The 17982-nt window shown below is 46.4% G+C and carries 12 protein-coding genes and 2 pseudogenes; 12 read left to right on the forward strand and 2 right to left on the reverse strand.

Translation table 11 applies throughout. The features are described from left to right. Positions 1-24: 24 nt before the first annotated feature. Positions 25-960 carry a ChbG/HpnK family deacetylase gene (locus MKY42_RS14670; RefSeq protein ID WP_339852026.1) on the reverse strand — a complete coding sequence of 312 codons (936 nt, stop codon included), beginning with the start codon at positions 958-960 and terminating at the stop codon, positions 25-27. Between the two features lie 258 nt (positions 961-1218). Here MKY42_RS14670 and MKY42_RS14675 point away from each other — a divergent pair, with 258 nt between their 5' ends. The 5 genes and pseudogenes from MKY42_RS14675 to MKY42_RS14695 all read left to right on the forward strand — a co-directional run bounded on the left by MKY42_RS14675 (position 1219) and on the right by MKY42_RS14695 (position 6883). Then, positions 1219-2457 (forward strand): RICIN domain-containing protein, encoded by a 1239-nt coding sequence (locus tag MKY42_RS14675; RefSeq protein ID WP_090897347.1) that lies wholly within the window; start codon positions 1219-1221, stop codon positions 2455-2457. A 129-nt stretch (positions 2458-2586) separates the two neighbouring features. Beyond that, a complete protein-coding gene (locus MKY42_RS14680; protein WP_339852030.1) occupies positions 2587-4122 on the forward strand; it encodes an exosporium glycoprotein BclB-related protein in 1536 nt (511 codons plus the stop codon). A 143-nt stretch (positions 4123-4265) separates the two neighbouring features. Then, the gene (locus MKY42_RS14685) at positions 4266-5096 is read left to right on the forward strand and encodes an AraC family transcriptional regulator (RefSeq protein ID WP_090897351.1); all 831 of its coding nucleotides are present in this window, start codon (positions 4266-4268) and stop codon (positions 5094-5096) included. Positions 5097-5148: 52 nt separating this feature from the next. After that, positions 5149-6318: pseudogene (locus MKY42_RS14690) on the forward strand (multidrug efflux MFS transporter); the annotation flags it as partial. Beyond that, the gene (locus MKY42_RS14695) at positions 6290-6883 is read left to right on the forward strand and encodes a hydrolase (protein WP_090897359.1); all 594 of its coding nucleotides are present in this window, start codon (positions 6290-6292) and stop codon (positions 6881-6883) included. The pseudogene MKY42_RS14690 and the gene MKY42_RS14695, both read left to right, overlap by 29 nt. 120 nt (positions 6884-7003) lie before the next feature. On the opposite strand, the gene MKY42_RS14700 is transcribed toward MKY42_RS14695, so the two are convergent. Continuing rightward, positions 7004-7153 carry a hypothetical protein gene (locus MKY42_RS14700; protein ID WP_339852033.1) on the reverse strand — a complete coding sequence of 50 codons (150 nt, stop codon included), beginning with the start codon at positions 7151-7153 and terminating at the stop codon, positions 7004-7006. A gap of 16 nt (positions 7154-7169) precedes the next feature. Here MKY42_RS14700 and MKY42_RS14705 point away from each other — a divergent pair. The 7 genes and pseudogenes from MKY42_RS14705 to MKY42_RS14735 all read left to right on the forward strand — a co-directional run. Beyond that, positions 7170-7340: pseudogene (locus MKY42_RS14705) on the forward strand (DUF1232 domain-containing protein); the annotation flags it as partial. Between the two features lie 658 nt (positions 7341-7998). Next, entirely contained in the window at positions 7999-13197 is a 5199-nt protein-coding gene (locus MKY42_RS14710) for a S8 family serine peptidase (RefSeq protein ID WP_339852036.1), read from the forward strand. Between the two features lie 388 nt (positions 13198-13585). Next, complete coding sequence (locus tag MKY42_RS14715) at positions 13586-13738, forward strand: YheC/YheD family protein (protein WP_339852039.1); 153 nt, start codon at positions 13586-13588, stop codon at positions 13736-13738. Between the two features lie 239 nt (positions 13739-13977). After that, entirely contained in the window at positions 13978-14982 is a 1005-nt protein-coding gene (locus MKY42_RS14720; protein ID WP_256222034.1) for a Gfo/Idh/MocA family oxidoreductase, read from the forward strand. Positions 14983-15000: 18 nt separating this feature from the next. Continuing rightward, positions 15001-15924: a helix-turn-helix domain-containing protein gene (locus tag MKY42_RS14725; RefSeq protein WP_256222035.1), complete on the forward strand. Its 924-nt coding sequence runs from the start codon at positions 15001-15003 to the stop codon at positions 15922-15924. Between the two features lie 12 nt (positions 15925-15936). After that, on the forward strand, positions 15937-17028 hold the full coding sequence (locus tag MKY42_RS14730) for a Gfo/Idh/MocA family oxidoreductase (protein WP_090897368.1): 1092 nt from the start codon (positions 15937-15939) through the stop codon (positions 17026-17028). A gap of 142 nt (positions 17029-17170) precedes the next feature. Beyond that, on the forward strand, positions 17171-17884 hold the full coding sequence (locus MKY42_RS14735) for a glycosyltransferase family A protein (protein WP_179264967.1): 714 nt from the start codon (positions 17171-17173) through the stop codon (positions 17882-17884). Positions 17885-17982: the final 98 nt, after the last annotated feature.

Genomic DNA, 17982 nt, shown 5'->3' on the forward strand with positions numbered 1-17982 from the left:
TTCCTTGTGCGATTCAGCAATGAATTACACTCGTTTGCGGGTTGAAGAAGATCGACGGAGCATTCTTCGCTTTTTGGACAGACGACGTACCTTCGCCATACGCTGCCGCTTCAATAAGCGCTGCCGCATATGACGAGGCCGCCTTTTTTCTATTGGTTTGAGAGGGGATGTCATTTGTATTGGTGGCAGTTCGCATGGTTCTTCCGTAGTTTCCATCAACGCTCTGTAGTTTATTGGCACAATGCCCAACGCCTGTATCGTTCGGGGAACATCCTGCCTGACAAACACGGCAAGCTCATGCTCGCGAATGTCCAGCCAGTTGGAGATTTCACGCAGAGCATCATCGACATATCCCGGATGACATACAATCTCGGTTATGCCATCTGGGAGCGTAGATAAATGTTGAAGCATTCGCTGCAAACCCTCATGATCTCCATAAGTATCCAACAGAATCGTATCCGTCATCCGAGGGGCTGGCATATCAGGGCTTGCGTGCCGGACTTGTGATCTCCGAAGCGGGATGTTTTCACGGATGGCTTTCTCCGCCATGATTTTGAATATGATGGGATCGTTCTGATGCAGCAGCTGGTGGGAATCGAGATGTGTGGGTGAAAGAAACGCTTGAACCAAAACGTTCCATTGAGCATCGAGTTCTTTGGCAATATCAGCGAAGTCTCGTATTAAACCACACTGGCCATGATGAAAAGAACCGTCAGGATTCACCAAAGAAGGCACAAGGGCCGGATCGGACACGGGTCTCCCGTAAGTCAGGTTAAAATGCAAACCGATTCCGAGGTCCGGCAGTGACCTGGCTAAACTCAGTGCATGATCAAAGCCCGGCATATTCACCATCATCGAGGTACTCGTAATTCCACCCGCCTGATACGCTTGAATAATTCCCTCATTAACGCCGGGAGACAGCCCGAAATCATCCGCATTAATGATCACTTGCTTGCTCATACCTCTGATCTCCTTCCTCACGTTGAGAACGAATCATTTTCCATTTCCCTAATATATTAAAGGTCACAAGGTATGGACCGTTCATTCGCACAGGCCTGATAAAATACTTCGAATGCTTTCTTGTCCAGGATATATCATGTTCGCTGGTAGAAATAATCGAGTCGCAGGTAGAATACATTTAATGTAAACGTTGTTACGGATTGAGAAAAATAGGGGTATCCCGTTCAGAATCGGTCCGTTAATATGGGGAGGGAAAGATTGTTGAAAAAAAGAAAAATCGTAAGTACGCTGGTGTTGTTCAGTTTCCTAATCGCTTTGCTGCCTGGCACGACGACCAACGCAGCGACCAACTGGAATTTGGTATGGAGTGACGAATTCAATGGAAGTTCTCTGAATACGTCGAATTGGTCTGCAGAGATTGGTACCGGCAGCGGTGGATGGGGAAATAATGAATTGCAGTACTATACGAATCGCACCGAGAACCTGCAAGTTACAGGTGGCAATCTGGTCATCACTGCACGTAAAGAAAATTACAATGGCAGCAGCTATACCTCCGCACGAATCAAAACCCAAGGTTTGAAGGATTTTACTTACGGGAAGGTTGAGGCACGCATCAAGCTGCCGTCCGGTCAGGGGCTGTGGCCTGCTTTTTGGATGCTGGGAAGTAACATTAATTCTGTCGGCTGGCCCAAGAGCGGAGAGATTGATATTATGGAGCGTGTCAACAACAATGCTTTTGTAAACGGTACTGTGCACTGGGATGCTAACGGGCATGCCGATTATGGAAAGATATCGGAGAATCTTGATTTTTCCCAATTTCATGTGTACAGCATCGAATGGGATTCCAAATATATAAGATGGTTTGTGGATGGCAAACAATTCAATGAGTTTTACATCGAAAATGGAACAGGCAACACCGAGGAGTTCCAGCGTCCGTTTTTCCTCCTGTTGAATATGGCTGTGGGCGGGAATTGGCCTGGAAGCCCTAATAATGCAACACCTTTCCCATCACAAATGCTGGTGGATTATGTGCGGGTATATCAAGCAGCGAGTACACCGAACATTGTCAGCGGAGGCCTCTATACGATCGGTTCCAAAGCAAGCGGTAAAGTGTTGGATATCGTGGATGTATCTACGGCAAGCGGAGCCAAAGTACAACAATGGACCAACTATAGTGCGAGTAACCAAACGTTCAGGGTCGACAGCACTGGAGATGGTTTCTATAAACTCACGGCTGTTCACAGCGGAAAAGTTCTGGATGTGCCTAACTCAACAGCATCACCCGGCGTACAGCTCCAGCAATGGGATGATAACGGTTCTAACGCCCAAAGGTGGAGCATCCAGGATGCGGGTAACGGTTACTATAAAATCATTTCAAAGGTGAATGGATTGGCAGTAGATGTGTCGAGCTCTTCAACGGCGGATGGGGCTGCGATCCAGCAATGGAATGATAATGGTACAGATGCACAACGATGGTCGTTTAACAAATTGAATTAATTAAATGGCAATACGTTTAGGTGTATTCATCACAAAACTTGATGTTGGTAATATATTGATGACATCAAGCAAGTGATGTTCGCCCGCCTGCGGACATTAACAAGGCTCCCAAGGAGGAGATCATGGAAGATGAAATATAAGAAACGCAGTGTGCATGGCGGAAGCGGCTTTAGAAAAGGTGGAGGAGAATCACATCTCACAGGTATTGGGGAAGAGGCGCAGTTACTCCTCAAATTGATTGCTGAATTGAAAGCAGCTATTGTACAGTTATTTGCTAACCCAACTCAGGTTCATGTTTCTGTTTTGATTGAAATTCTGCGCAAGTTGCTGGCATTGGTTCATCATTTGAAATTAAAGAAAGGAAACAGGGCCAGCCTGGAAGCTGCCTTGGAACTTTCGATTGCTTCAGCGGAAGTCATTCCATTCTCTCCGATAAGTGTAGGCACCAACTTGCAGCAATTGCTTGATACGCTGTTGTCAGTTGTTTTACAGGAATGCATCCATTCTGCGCACAAAGACCAGTTGGTCATTGCCATCAGAGCATTAGAGGTAGCTCTTGCTAACGCAGTTAGAAACTCGGGAATTCCTGGTCCTGCGGGCCCCCCTGGCCCGGCCGGACCTCAAGGTGTTGCGGGTTCTCAAGGAACAGTAGGCCCCGCGGGATCTATTGGTCCGATCGGTCCAGCGGGTAGCCAAGGCCCTGCAGGTGCCCCCGGTCTGAACGGAGCTACGGGAGCAACAGGAGCCACGGGTGCAGCAGGTCCAGCGGGTGGTGCAACCGGAGCGACAGGGGGGACTGGAGCGACAGGAACTGCCGGAGCAGCAGGCGTTACTGGACCGACTGGCGATCCTGGTGTAACTGGAGCAACTGGTGTTCCAGGCGTAACCGGAGCGACGGGAGTAACTGGGGCTACGGGGGCCGCAGGATTGGCCGGAGCCACTGGTGTGACAGGAGCGACTGGAATAGCCGGGTTCACTGGAGTGACCGGTAATACAGGAGCGACAGGAATAGCTGGTGCCACTGGTGTGACCGGTGGTACAGGAGCGACAGGAGTAGCTGGCGTTACTGGAGCAACAGGAGCTACGGGATTGGCCGGAGTAACAGGCACCACTGGTGTTACTGGCGTAACGGGAGCTACAGGTTCGGGAGCCATCATTCCGTTTGCTTCTGGCGGACCAGCGATCCTGACAACGATTGCGGGTGGATTGGTTGGCACCACAAGCCTCATCGGTTTTGGTAGCTCGGCAACCGGAATCAGCCTGGTAGGTGGCACCATTGATTTAACAGGGACGGTAGTTGGACCACTCATCAACTTTGCATTCTCTGCTCCTCGGGATGGTGTAATCACATCCATAGCAGCATATTTTAGCACAACCGCAGCCTTATCTTTGGTCGGTTCAACGGTAACCATTACAGCACAATTATTTAGCTCACCTACGCCAGACAATGCATTTACAGCTGTTCCTGGAGCTGTAGTGACACTGGCACCTTCACTTACAGGTATTATTGCATTGGGTAGTATCTCAAATGGTATAACTACTGGCTTAGCTATACCGGTGACTGCACAGACACGTCTGTTGCTCGTGTTCTCGGCGACAGCTGCCGGACTCACACTCGTGAATACCGTTGTCGGCTATGCAAGTGGTGGCGTGAACATCACCTGATTTCGTTTGATGATCAAAAAAATAAAAAATCACGAAGCAGGCTGCAATCCATATTTTAGTGGAGGCAGCTTGTTTTTTTGTTCGTTTAGGTTTATCTTCGTCAGAAACAGGATTGAATGAAAGATATGTGCGTGGAGGGAACCATGAATATAGATCAGCTCTTTTTCCATATTTTATACTGCAACTCAAGGAAACCGAATGAACTTCGGACATTTTCAAATAAAGGGGTGAGGACGCTCCAACATCACGAACTCATTTTTATTACAGGTGGCAAAGCGGAAATTACCATTGATAGGAAAAGACATACCATTCAGGAAGGCGTCCTGATCTACCTTCAGCCGGATGTCCCTCACTTGATAGAGATTGACCTTAAGAATCCCATAAGTTTTTTTTCGGTTCACTTCAGTTATGTCCGGATCGAGCAGAATGACAATATATGGACTGTAAACGAGGACGTTGAGATGTTTCCCTTGCCCGCTGTCCAGCAATTACAGGACTATTATCAATTGGAAGAAGTATTTAAACATATGGTAGACACCTGGTATACGAAATTACCGGGTTATGAGTTTAGCACCAAGTCCTTACTACAGCAATTGATTATCGCGATCGGCCAAAATATAAAAAAACGTCATCGTAATTACGCCACATCCTTGAAAGTGGAAAAGATCATTAACTATATGAATCAACATCTGCATCGTAAAGTCACCTTGACCGAATTATCTGAGCTGGTGCAGCTATCTGCCCCGTATTTATCAAGAGCCTTCAAAGAGATTACAGGATATTCCATCATCGAATTTTTTAACAAACTGAAGATGGATAAGGCGAAAGAGATGATCCTGGAAGGAAACAACAAAGTGAAAGAGGTGGCGCAGTTACTTGGTTACACGGATGAGTTTTATTTCAGTAGGCTTTTTAAACAATTGGAAGGAATGAGTCCATCGGAATTTTACAGCAAAAATGTCCATGGAGTTTAACATAATGCATGGTGCATAGCCGTTCTGATCGCTAAGATGAGGATATGATTCTGAAGCAGGAGGAAGGCTTGTTGATATGCCGCTGTACATCAAGCAGCTTGGTGTGAATGACTCAGCAGCGATTGCCCAATTCTCCGGAATTGCCTTTGGCATCACGTTTGTGCTTTCCGCCATTTTCTCCCCCATATGGGGAGCGGCTGCCGACCGATGGGGAAGAAAACCGATGCTGCTTCGAGCCAGTTTGGGCATGGCTGTAGTGGTAGGTTGTATGGGGTTCTCAACGAATGTGTACATGCTCATTGGACTTCGGCTGCTACAGGGTGCCATCACAGGATATAGCACCGCCTGTACAACGCTGATAGCGACCCAAACCGATTCCAAACATGCGGGCTATGCTTTGGGCACACTTTCAACCGCCAACATCGCAGGTTCCTTGATCGGTCCAACAATTGGTGGGTTCATTGGGGTAAATTGGGGCCTCCAGAATTCGTTTTTTATAACGGGTGGTCTGATGATGGTCGCCTTTATTACGACCGCTCTATTTGTGAAGGAATCGTTCACGCGAGAGGACAAGGTGGTGCTTGGCCTCAGGGAAGTCTGGCGAAAAGTGCCCGAGAAAAGTCTGACGATTCACTTGTTTGTTACTTTTTTTGTACTCACTGTGGCCTTATATTCGGTGGAGCCTATCATTACCGTGTATATTACGCAGCTTTCCGGTAACACTTCGCATGTTGCTCTGTTGGCCGGAATTGTGTTCTCGGCATCAGGACTCGCCAATCTCATTGCGGCACCAAGAATGGGCAAGCTATCGGACCGAATAGGTGCGCAGAAAGTAATACTGGCTGCTCTTCTAGCTGCCGGAGTTCTCTTCATAGCGCAGGCTTTTGTAACGAGTCCGTGGCAATTGATGGGTCTGCGTTTTTTATTGGGATTGGCAGCAGCCGGACTGATTCCTTCGGTGAATACGCTGATCAAAAAAATTACACCGGCTTCCCTGACAGGTAGAATGTTTGGTTTTAATATGTCAGCAGGATATCTGGGTGTATTCGGCGGTGCCGTTTTGGGTGGACAAGTGGCCGCCTGGATGGGAATACGATATGTGTTTCTCATTACCAGTGCATTGATATGGATCAATGCTGGTTGGGTGTATTTTAAGGTATACAGAAAACTTGAAAAAAATGGGAGAGAAGATCATGGAAAACTTGAACAAAGCAGAAGCTGAACAAATTTCAGCTGAAAAAACAGCGTTGGTTGTGATTGATTTGCAAAAGGGGATTGTGAATAGCCCGCTGCAGGCTCCACGCACAGGTGAGCAGGTGGTGGAGAATGCAGCCAAGTTAGCAGAGGCTTTTACGGAAAAGGGAGCCTTTGTCGTGCTTGTAAAAGTATCGTCCGTTGATGGAAAAGACATGTTAAAGCCAAAGACGGATATGGAACGGGGAGCGATTCAGTTTAGCGCAGACTGGGATCAATTTGTGCCTGAAATGACTGCCCATACTCCTTATCATACGGTTTCCAAGCGTCAATGGGGTGCTTTCTTTGGTACGGATCTTGATCTACAGTTGCGCCGTCGGGGAATAGATACCATTGTATTATGTGGTGTTTCCACGTCAATCGGCGTGGATACTACAGCCAGAGAAGCTTATCAGCATGGTTATCAACAGATTTTCGTAGAAGATGCAATGACAGCTGCTACCAAGGAAGAGCATGACTACGTTTGTAAAACCATTTTCCCCAGATTGGGTCGGATTCGCTCCAGTGAAGAAGTGGTTACGGCACTGAAATAAGATAAGCCGGGTATATAGCCAAGGATTCTGACAAGACAATTTCCATCAACAAAATTCTAAAATGCTCAAAAAGGAGACATCTGATCAGATATCTCCTTTTTTGGAGTTTGCCATAAATGATTAGAACAAATTATTGGCTGCAATCAGTAATAAGAGAATCCCGCTGACAAGCGTTCCGAACTGTCCCAATGTGAATGAACCAATACGAATGTTAGCCGCTTTGGACCCCATCCACACACCAAACCATACGGTAACAAAACTGCCGATCACTGCGGTGAGGGAAATTCAATACTGTGATGAGATTACACCTGAGAATGATCGTTCTCTGATCGGCAGTGCATTGTTATACTTTATTTCGTCTGCCGACCTGATTCCCGACTATCTCTTTCCGATTGGTTATCTGGATGATGCGATCGTTGTGTATCTGGTGTTGGATCGTCTGAAGCAGCGCACATAACATGATTGGCTTGGGAGAACCTACAAAGAACGGCGTGAAGTTTCTCACGTCGTTCTTTTTGATGTCCAAATGAATCAGACATAGTTATAAAGAACTGTCTGGGACAATCAAAAAGCCGAGTTGTTCGCATTTGTGAAAAGCGGACGAATAAGGGAGAGTCATTAGACTTATAAAAGCATTAAAAAGGCTTATTTTCTATTATTTTCTATAAAAGTGCTTGTATATCTCTTTTTGTGACTCTATAATATACCATAAATATACAATTAGATTCTAAATTTTATATTATATGTAATTTTAAGTGTTGGTTTGTACATAGGCAAAGAAATCTCCTGATCTACTCAGATCCATAATACTCCCATGTAAAGTATGCGTTCTTGCTAACGCCGGTGATTACCCTCCTTAAATGCATGCAAATAAACTTCCGCTCACAAGATGGATTGATCTGAAATCCACCTCTTTCATATAGCTGAAATTGGCTATCTATAAACTTTCACATACGATGTAATTTCATTACCTGTCCTGTAAAGGAGGTGAGGCTTGGTGTAAATAAACGCAATAAGTCTGTCCAGTGGAGGCCGTTTCAATCATCGTTTCGTTTAAAGAAATGGATACAGTGAATCGCTGTATTACAAAAACCGGGTAAAAGGAGTGGAAAAGTTTGATAAAGATGAATCGTTTACGCAAGCCGCTTTCCATGGGCCTGTCGCTTCTCCTTGCATTATCTATCATTCATCCGGTTTCAGCTGAAAACGCCGCATCGCAGAAGATCGACATGAAATCCAGCTCGGACAATATCACCACCTCTAAAGTCAACGCCAAGCTGAGCAAGGAATTTGAGAGCAATGATTATGTTACTTATCTGGTGAAAATGAAAGAACAGGTAGATACAGCCTCTGTCTCCAAACAAGCCTTGCAAAAGGCAACAATCGAAAAGCAAACGGCTTCGGCAACGAAACTGTCCGTGCGAAGTACCGTTGTCAGCTCTCTGCGGGAAACGGCCTCGCGATCCCAGTACTCCCTGGAAAGTTTTCTTGAACAGGAACTTGACCTTGGCAAAGTCAAAGATTATAAAAGTTATTTCATCGTTAACGCACTCGCAGTAACAAGTACGAAGGAAGTCATGGAACAGATTGCACTTCTTCCCGAGGTGGATAAAATACTGCCTAACGAGCAGCGTTATATGCAGAAAACCGAGATTAGCAGCGAAAATGCAACAGCTGCTCCAGCAACGGAGTCTGCCAAGGCACCAGCCAAAGAGGCAGAGTCGAAGGAAGGTGCAGCTGCTAACGATAAGAGCCTGCAGACAGAGAACGTTGAATGGAACATCGATTCTATCAATGCGCCAGCAGTCTGGGATAGAGGAATCGACGGTACAGGAATCGTTGTTGCCAATCTGGACAGCGGGGTTGATTATACCCATCCGGCCCTCCGCAGCAAATGGAGAGGACTTGATGCTTCGGGAAATGTCGTTGATCCCGAGCTAAGCTGGTATGATCCCCATAGCCATGCCTCCCTTCCTGCGGATGGAGACGGTCATGGTACACATACGATGGGTACAATGGTAGGCTCCGAAGCGAACGGCACCAACAAGATCGGGGTTGCTCCCGGAGCAAAATGGATTGCAGTCCGGATTTTCAATCCGAGTACCACGGATGCCATTATATTGGATGGCGGGCAATGGCTGATTGCTCCAGTGGATGCTGAAGGAAACTTGCACCCTGAGCTTGCCCCGGATGTGGTTAACAATTCCTGGGGTGGTGGTGCAGGATTGGACGAGTGGTTCCGTCCAATGGTTCAGGCCTGGCGTGATGCACAGATCTTTCCGGAATTCTCAGCCGGGAATGTGACACTGACGAATCCGGGTGGTCCAGGTTCGGTTGCGAACCCTGCGAACTATCCAGAGAGCTTCGCTACGGGAGCAACGGATATCAACGGGAACTTGGCTTCTTTTTCCCTCCTTGGTCCTTCTCCTTATGAGGAGATTAAACCGGAAGTTTCGGCTCCAGGTGTTAACATCCGTTCCTCTGTTCCGGGCGGAGTATATGAGGGTGGCTGGAACGGTACATCGATGGCAGGCCCGCATACCACTGCACTGGCCGCACTCCTGCTTCAAGCCAATCATTCCCTTACGGTTGATCAGTTGGAGCAAATTATTATGGATACAGCAACACCGAGAACAGACAGCCGATATCCAACCTCGCCAAATAACGGCTACGGTCACGGCATTATCAATGCACTGGATGCTGTGGGCTCCGTCCTTGAAGGCATAGGCACGGTATCTGGCAGGGTTGTTACAGCAGGTGACGATCTGGAAGCGCCGGTCCTGGAACATACGCCTGTCAATTCTGCTTTTACAGGGCTTGATATTCCACTGTCTGCGCGTGTTACCGATAATGTCGGTGTAACCACAGTGGAGGCTTTTGCCAAAACAACGGGCACGAGCCAGTACGTATATCTGCCGATGGATCGAATAGCTGGGGATGCCAAAGATGGAACGTACACAGCGACAATTCCGGCATTTCTGATCGAGTCACAAGGCTTAGAGTACTACATCCGGGTCAATGATTATGGCAATAACGGATTCGAGAGTGAGGTTTACAAGGTTGTTGTATCCAATGGAGTCCAGCCTGGATATCTGCAGGATTTTGAGGAAGACAATCTGGGCTTTACCTCGGGTGGAGTTGGCAACACCTGGGCATGGGGAGCACCAACGAGTGGACCGGGAAGTGCTTTCTCCGGTGACAAGCTGATTGCAACCAATCTGACAGGTACTTATGCAGCCAACAGCAACGCCTATTTACTCGCGCCACCAATTGATCTTACCGAGAGCCCCGAGGGAGCATTGTTATCCTTCAAGCACTGGTATGATTTGGAGAGCAATATCGATTTTGGCAAAGTGTACATTGCAACAGAGGATAGTGACTTCGCATTTGAAGAGGCATTGAGCTTTACAGGTGCCGGTGGAGACTGGAAAACGCAATATATTGACTTGCGTGAGTACGCCGGTCAACAGGTATTTATCAAATTTAATCTGACCAGTGACAATTCCGTTCAAAAGGCTGGTTGGTATATCGATGACTTTTCAGTACAAGCTCCAGATGATATTGCTCCGGGAGCACCAAGGGGATTGTCCGCATCTGCCGACATTCTGGGGAACGTAAACTTGTCCTGGACGGGATCGGACGATGAGGATCTGAAATCCTACAACGTGTATCGTTCAACAAATTCAGGCTCAGGTTATGAATTGCTCGGAAATACATCTGCAACGACATTTACGGATACGGCTACAGTAACAGATTCGACTTATTTTTATACGGTAGCCGCTCTTGATTATAGTGGTAATGAGAGTGACAAGTCGAATGAGGTATCCGTAACGGTGGAGGTCCCTCAAGATATCTTCATCGATCACTTTGATGATAACAGTGACAATGGGTGGACTCATTCGGGAACCAAGGACGAGTGGGAACGCGGAGTACCCGTCGTTGGACCTGCCAGTGCGGTTTCTCCGCCGAATGTGTGGGCAACCGATCTGGACAGCACCTATGAGAACGGCTCTAACTATTCTCTGGTATCACCAGTCGTGGATCTAACCCAGGTGGATCAAGCTACGCTGACGTTCAATCATTGGTATGAAATCGAAAGTGGATATGATTACGGTTATGTTGAAGCCACGAAAGACGGTGGCAACACATGGTCTGAGCTTGGCAAGTTCTCTCATTCTTCAAATGGAAAACAATGGACTCCGGTATTCTACGATCTGGCTGCCTTGAAGGGAAATGAAGTTCAATTCCGGTTCAGATTGACTTCGGACAGCAGTGTTGTCAAGCAAGGCTGGTACATTGATGACTTCCGCATTCTGGGTATCGCCGCTGAGACGGTTACGAAAGATACCGCGGTTGTTCTGAACAGTGACAAGCCTAAGCCGGAATATGATACTCCTTGGTACAAAGTTTCAAGCACGGACAAGGCTGAGTTCAATAAAACCAAGCAGGAGCAGCCAGAAGTGCAGAAACCTGGCACAGGTTCTGTGACACCGCAAAGCTTGCCTGCAAGTGCAACGGTTACCGTTCTGGAAACAGGGCGTTCAGTGAAGACGGACCCGACAACAGGCAAATACAGTTTCACTCACGTGGCGGGTGATTACACGCTGAAGGCTGAGGCCTATGGATATTATCCTCAGACGAAGACGGTAACGATCACGGACGGTAGTGGAGCAACAGCCAACTTCAATCTGGAAACCATCCCCCAAGGTAAGATTGAAGGTATTGTGAGCGATGAACGGACAGGAAAACCTATAGCTGGAGCATCCGTTCTCGTGTTGGAAGATGCTCAAGTGGGCGCTGTTCGCACAGGAGCAGACGGCAAATTCGTTCTGGATGTTCTGGAAGGAAGCTATACCTTGTCGGTCATCGCGACGGATTACTATAGCAAAACTGTAAACGTAACGGTACCTGGAAACGGTACAGTCGAAGCGAAAGTTGCCTTAAAACCATTTATCGGATTTCCTGGTGAAATCGCTTATGACGATGGAACTGCTGAAAATGCAAGAGCCTTTGTGGCCGCGGATAACGCATGGGCTGTACGTATGACGCCAGAATTGGAGACAGCACAGCTTACAGGTGCATCACTTCGATTCTGGAATACACAATGGCCAGTACCAGGTGGAACGGCATTTAAATATGCCGTCTATGATGCCTCTGGATCGGGTGGAGCGCCAGGCCGATTGCTGGCAGGACCATTCGATGGTACCGCATTGCGCAATGATCAGTGGACAACCGTTGAGTTTCCTGAACCTGTAGTGGTACAAGGTGATTTCTATATCGTCTATGTACAGACTGCTGTCGGAACGAGCGCACCGGGACTGGCAACTGATGAAAATGGTGTGAATGCAGGTCGGAGCTGGCAGCGTGTAGGCGGTGTATGGAGTACTGCACCAGCAGAAGAGGGTAACTATATGATTCGTGCAGTAGTGAAATATCCGGTCAATGCACCAGTACTCACCCAACCGACGAACACCTATACCAACCAGCCGACATTTGATGTATCGGGAACTTCCCCAGCTTCTGGGGCTCAAATCAAGATATATAACGGGAAAGAACTAGCCGGAACAACGACAGTGGAGAATGGAAAATTCAAGCTGAATGTTAAACTTCGTGCAGGGGTTAATGCCATAACTGCCGAGGCAGTAGTTAACGGTAAAACGACAGACCGCTCCCTTCCAGTTGTCATCATCTTGGATCAGACAGCACCTGTGTTAACGGTTCTTACACCTGAGGAAGGAAGCCGAACCAACACAGAAGTCGTTCATGTGACGGGTGATGCACAGGACCAATTCCTCGATAAAGTGACCATTAACGGACAGAAGGTGAAATTGGAGCAAGACAGAAGCTTTAATCACCGCGTACTTGTGAATGAGGGCAAGAACACAATCACAATCATTGCGACAGATATTGCAGGCAATAAAACAACCGTGACACGGACGGTTTATGTGGAAACGTCTTTGCCTGAACTGACCAATATCTCTCCGGCGGAGGATGTACGGATTGTGGCAGGAGAAACCGTAACGGTTTCGTTCGATAGTGTCCCTAAATTGCAGGCTTCCTTCCGAATTGAACTGCCATCCAATCTGAGCACACAGGCTGGCGCAGAGATCCCGTTAGTGGAAACGGAACCTGGTCATTATACAGGCACCTATACCACGGCATCTTCGCTGGTGCTTGAGGGTGGAGTAATCGTAATCCGTGCGCAGGATGAAGCAGGAAACAAAGTCGAAGTGGAAGCGCCAGGACGGTTGTTCGTTTCAGCAGCACAAGCTCCGGAGACGAATGTACCAGCTGACGAAAATCTGCTGCCTTAATTGAAGCATCATGGAGATGCGTACAATCCAGCTTCAAATGGAAACGGAACCGATGATTTGAAATTGTTAAGTTGAAAAGCCGACAAGCCGACAAGCCCAAAGATAGGGGCTTGTCGCTTTTTGTGTGTAAATTCAAGAAGTGTTGCCTAAGATTCTTCAATGATATTGCATATAATGCATCAGCTTAATGTAACAGCGAGATGTGTTGGATATGAAGACGGGAGGAACGAGCTGCGGATATTGAGAAATCACAACCGTTAAGAAGCAAATGGCTAAAAACAAAGCAGCTTATCAATAATGATTCAATAAAACCGTTCATACCTGATACACAAAAGTTTAACAAGGTGAATCTAAAATCTATGATAACCAGATATGGGATGTTAGAGAATTGGCGTTTGATATTGGACTGGACCAAAGTCTGAGAACCTGGATTATTGAAGTGAATGCCAAGCCCGATCATTATATATTTAATCAATTAAATGATAAGACGATGTATCACAAGGTAATCCGGTACTTCAACCATACAGATCATTGGCTATAAAAGTCTTCCGCGTTACTTTGAACATCCTTGATTTCGAACGGTTACATGAAGAGAAAGCTTCCTATCCTCACCACTTGGTGAACAGGAAGCTTTTTTTGCTTGTTATTCTCAGAAGGTAATTCTAATTCGTGTCGTAATTTTATATAGTTATTGTCGTAAGTTCCTATTAAAATTAGATCAGGTCTGTGTTAATTTATAGTTAGATGTCAGAATATCATATAGTATGGAGGTTAATCATAGTGACCATTCGAATAGGTAAAATAAGCTTATGGCACGTACATGCCTGGGATTACATTAAACAGGCTCAGGAGCACGAAGATACGGTGATGGCTGCTGTATGGGATGAAGATGCCGAGCGTGGACAGGAAGCTGCTGAACGTCTGAACGTACCCTTCTATGCTTCGCTCGAAGATATGCTGGCACAGGACAACATCGATGCCGTCATTGTGGATGCACCGACACGTCTTCACGAAGATGTGATCACTGCTGCCGCGAAAGCGGGCAAACACATTTTTACAGAGAAAGTGATCGCTTCAACCATTAAAGAAGTAAATACGATCATTTCGGATGTACAGGATAACGGAGTGAAAATGACGGTTTCTTTACCGCGTTTGAACGATGGATATACATTAACGATTCAAGATGTTCTGAACCAAGGACTACTTGGTAAGGTGACTTATGTTCGTGTGCGTCTCTCGCATAACGGTGCGATTGCCAATTGGCTGCCTGAGCATTTTTACGATCTGAAAGATTGCCAGGGCGGAGCATTAATTGACCTCGGTTGTCATCCGATGTATCTGACGAATCTGTTCCTGGGTCAAGAGGTGACAGGGGTTAATGCTAATTTTGGATATGTTACTGGAAAAGAAGTGGAAGATAACGCGGTAGCCACCTTATTTACGGATTCCGGAGCGATCGGTGTAGTTGAGGCTGGATTTGTGAACAGTCATTCGCCGTTTGCGATAGAGGTTCATGGTACAGAGGGCACATTGTTATACGGAACACCGGAGAATAAGCTATTAATTCGTACGAATGTGGGTTCAGATCAACAGAAAGAATGGACGGAGATTCCTTTGCTGGACAGAAGAGAAAGCGCATTCAGCCAGTGGGTATCCCATATTCAGAATGATACGATGGCTACCGAGAATTTGCAGACGGCTACTCAGTTAACTCGCCTGATGGAGGCAGCCAACCTTTCTGCGAAGGAAGGGCGCAAAATTTCCTTGAAAGAGTTACAGGGATAGGTATTGGGAGGTGCCACATTGAGCCGATATCCTTTTGAGAAGATGCTTGAACGACAGGATATCCTGGAAAGACTGGATGTCTCGATCCTGTGGGGGCATTACGAGATAAGGGTTCTGCGATTTCATCTGACTTCTTTTCCGGCAGGCAGAATCGTTGATTTTCATAACCATGCGGAATTCGAGTTCCATTTCATCCCGAGAGGGAAAGGAAAAGTCATTTTGGGGGATGAGATGCATCCGCTCTCTGAAGGCATGCTGTATTTAACGGGTCCGGGTCTTGTTCATTATCAGGAGGCGGATTCCCAAGAGGCCATGGATGAATTATGCCTGCACGTGGATATTATTGAACATCCCAGAGAGGATGTAGATCCGTGGGAGGCAGCAGAATCAGAGGAAACGATCGAAAAGCTTAGAACACTTCCTCTTGCTCCGGTACATGATTATCATCGCGCCATGAACTGTTTTCTGGAAGCCTATGAGGCTTGTGACCGTAAACTGATCGGATATTACACGTCTATTAAACAGCAGGTGATCAGCATTCTACTGAAGACCGTCCGAGCCTACGATATCGGGGGGAATCGGGCGGAAGCTCCTGTGCGAGACATGTCTGTGTACAGGTATGATTATGCCATTCAGTATATGGAAGCGAATCATCCTTCAGCGGTAACGCTGGAAAATGTAGCGGAGAAGCTGCATATTAGCAGCAGACAACTGCAACGCATCTTTTATCAGGTTCAGCCGGAAATGCCTTTCAGCCGTGTGTTGGAGGATATTCGCCTGCGCGCGGTGTGCCGCAATCTGGAAGAAAGCAATGTTTCCATCGAACAAATCGCCCTGGCTTCAGGGTTTACCAATGCAAATTATTTGCATGCAGTATTTCGCAAGCGTCTGGGGATGACCCCATCGGCTTTCCGTAAAATGAAACAACCAAACCAAAAGTGAGGGTGATTAGAAATGAGTAAAACGTATCGTGTAGGGATTATTGGCTGTGGCGGGATTGCAAACGGCAAACATCTGCCAAGTTTGAGCAAGCTAGATCAAGTAGAACTGGTTGCTTTTTGCGATATCGTTCAGGAACGTGCAGAAGAAGCCAAAGAAAAGTATGGTAGTGCCGAAGCACAAGTATACACGGATTATCAAGAATTACTTCAGGATGAAACGATTGATATTGTTCATGTTCTTACGCCAAATATCTCTCACGCAGAGATTTCTATTGCTGCACTGGAATCTGGCAAACATGTGATGTGTGAAAAACCAATGGCCAAGACATCTGCTGAAGCGCAAAAAATGCTTGAAGCAGCCGAGCGTACGGGTAAAAAACTGACCATCGGATACAATAACCGTTTCAGAGAAGACAGCTTGTACCTGAAGCAGCTGTGTGAAGCTGGCGAACTGGGTTCGATTTACTTTGCCAAAGCACATGCGATCAGAAGAAGAGCAGTACCAACTTGGGGTGTTTTCCTTGATGAGGAGAAACAAGGCGGCGGACCGTTGATTGACATCGGTACACATGCACTTGACCTGACGCTGTGGATGATGGATAACTATCAACCGAAGGTTGTTCTGGGTACAACGTATCACGAGCTTTCACAAAGAGAAAATGCAGCGAATGCATGGGGCCCGTGGGACCCGGAAAAATTCTCGGTTGAAGATTCCGCTTTCGGTATGATCGTAATGGAGAATGGCGCGACAATTATGCTGGAATCCAGCTGGGCGCTCAATTCACTGGACGTGGATGAAGCGAAATGCAGCTTGAGCGGAAGCGAAGCGGGTGCGGATATGAAGAATGGCCTGCGCATCAATGGCGAGAAATTCAGCCGTTTGTACACCAACGAAATTGAACTGAGTGCAGGCGGGGTCGCTTTCTACGATGGAAAGAGTGAAAGTGCACCGGATGTAGAGATGAGAAAATGGATTGAAGCGATCGATAAAGATCTGGAGCCAGTTGTAACGCCTAAACAGGCTTTGGTAGTTTCACAGATCCTGGAGGCACTCTATGAGTCCGCTCGTACAGGTAAAGCCGTATATATGAACGAATCCAATTAAGCCTAGCATGAAAAGAACCCTTTGTCTGATCTTGAGGACAGAGGGTTTTTTGGTGTTTTATACGCTATCGATTCGTCTATACCATTCTCTACTTCTGAACGTATGATGAAAAAATATATATGTGCAGAAAAGAGGGTATGTCATGACTGGAAATAAAACGGGAAACGGTGTGTCCATTATTGTATGTACCAATCGGCCACAATTCTTTGACAACATCCTGCAAAATTACAATCGACAGCGCTATAAGGCAAAAGAGCTTATCATCATTTTGAATCATGACAGCATGAATTTGCAATTATATCAAAATCGCGTTCGAAAACATGCGAATGTTAGCGTCTATCAAGTACCAGAAAGCATATCGCTCGGACAAAGTCTAAATGCGGGAATTACCCGAGCCCGATTCCCGTTGATCGCCAAATTTGATGATGACGACTACTACTCGCCATTTTATTTGAAAGAACAAGTGAATGGGCTAAGACGAACAAAAAGTGATATCGTGGGCAAACATTCATGTCTGGTTTACTTGGGTGCTTCTAAAACGCTGCTTGTCAGATCACCCGAAGAAAAGAATAAACATGTGGAATTCATACAAGGCGGAACACTTCTGTTCAAAAGGGAAGTATTAAAGAAGGTCCGATTCACGGACCGTTCCATTGGGGAAGATGTAACCTTTCTAAGACAATGCAGAAAAAGAGGATTCAAAACCTATGCTACGTCACCATATAACTATGTGTATCACCGGAGACAAAATAAACAAAGTCATACCTGGAGAGCAGATGATAGCTTTTACCTAGCAGGAAGCAAACGGTTAGCTGTTACGGGAAATTTCAGATCATATGCAGATAAGGAATTATAAAGATAATAATTCAAACTAAAAAGATGTGTCTGTCTAATGCAGATGCATCCTTTTTTGCTTGGAAAACAGACTGAGTTGAAAACTATTTATAAATTCAT

It is taken from the genome of Paenibacillus sp. FSL W7-1088 (assembly GCF_037969855.1).
Lineage (GTDB): Bacteria > Bacillota > Bacilli > Paenibacillales > Paenibacillaceae > Paenibacillus.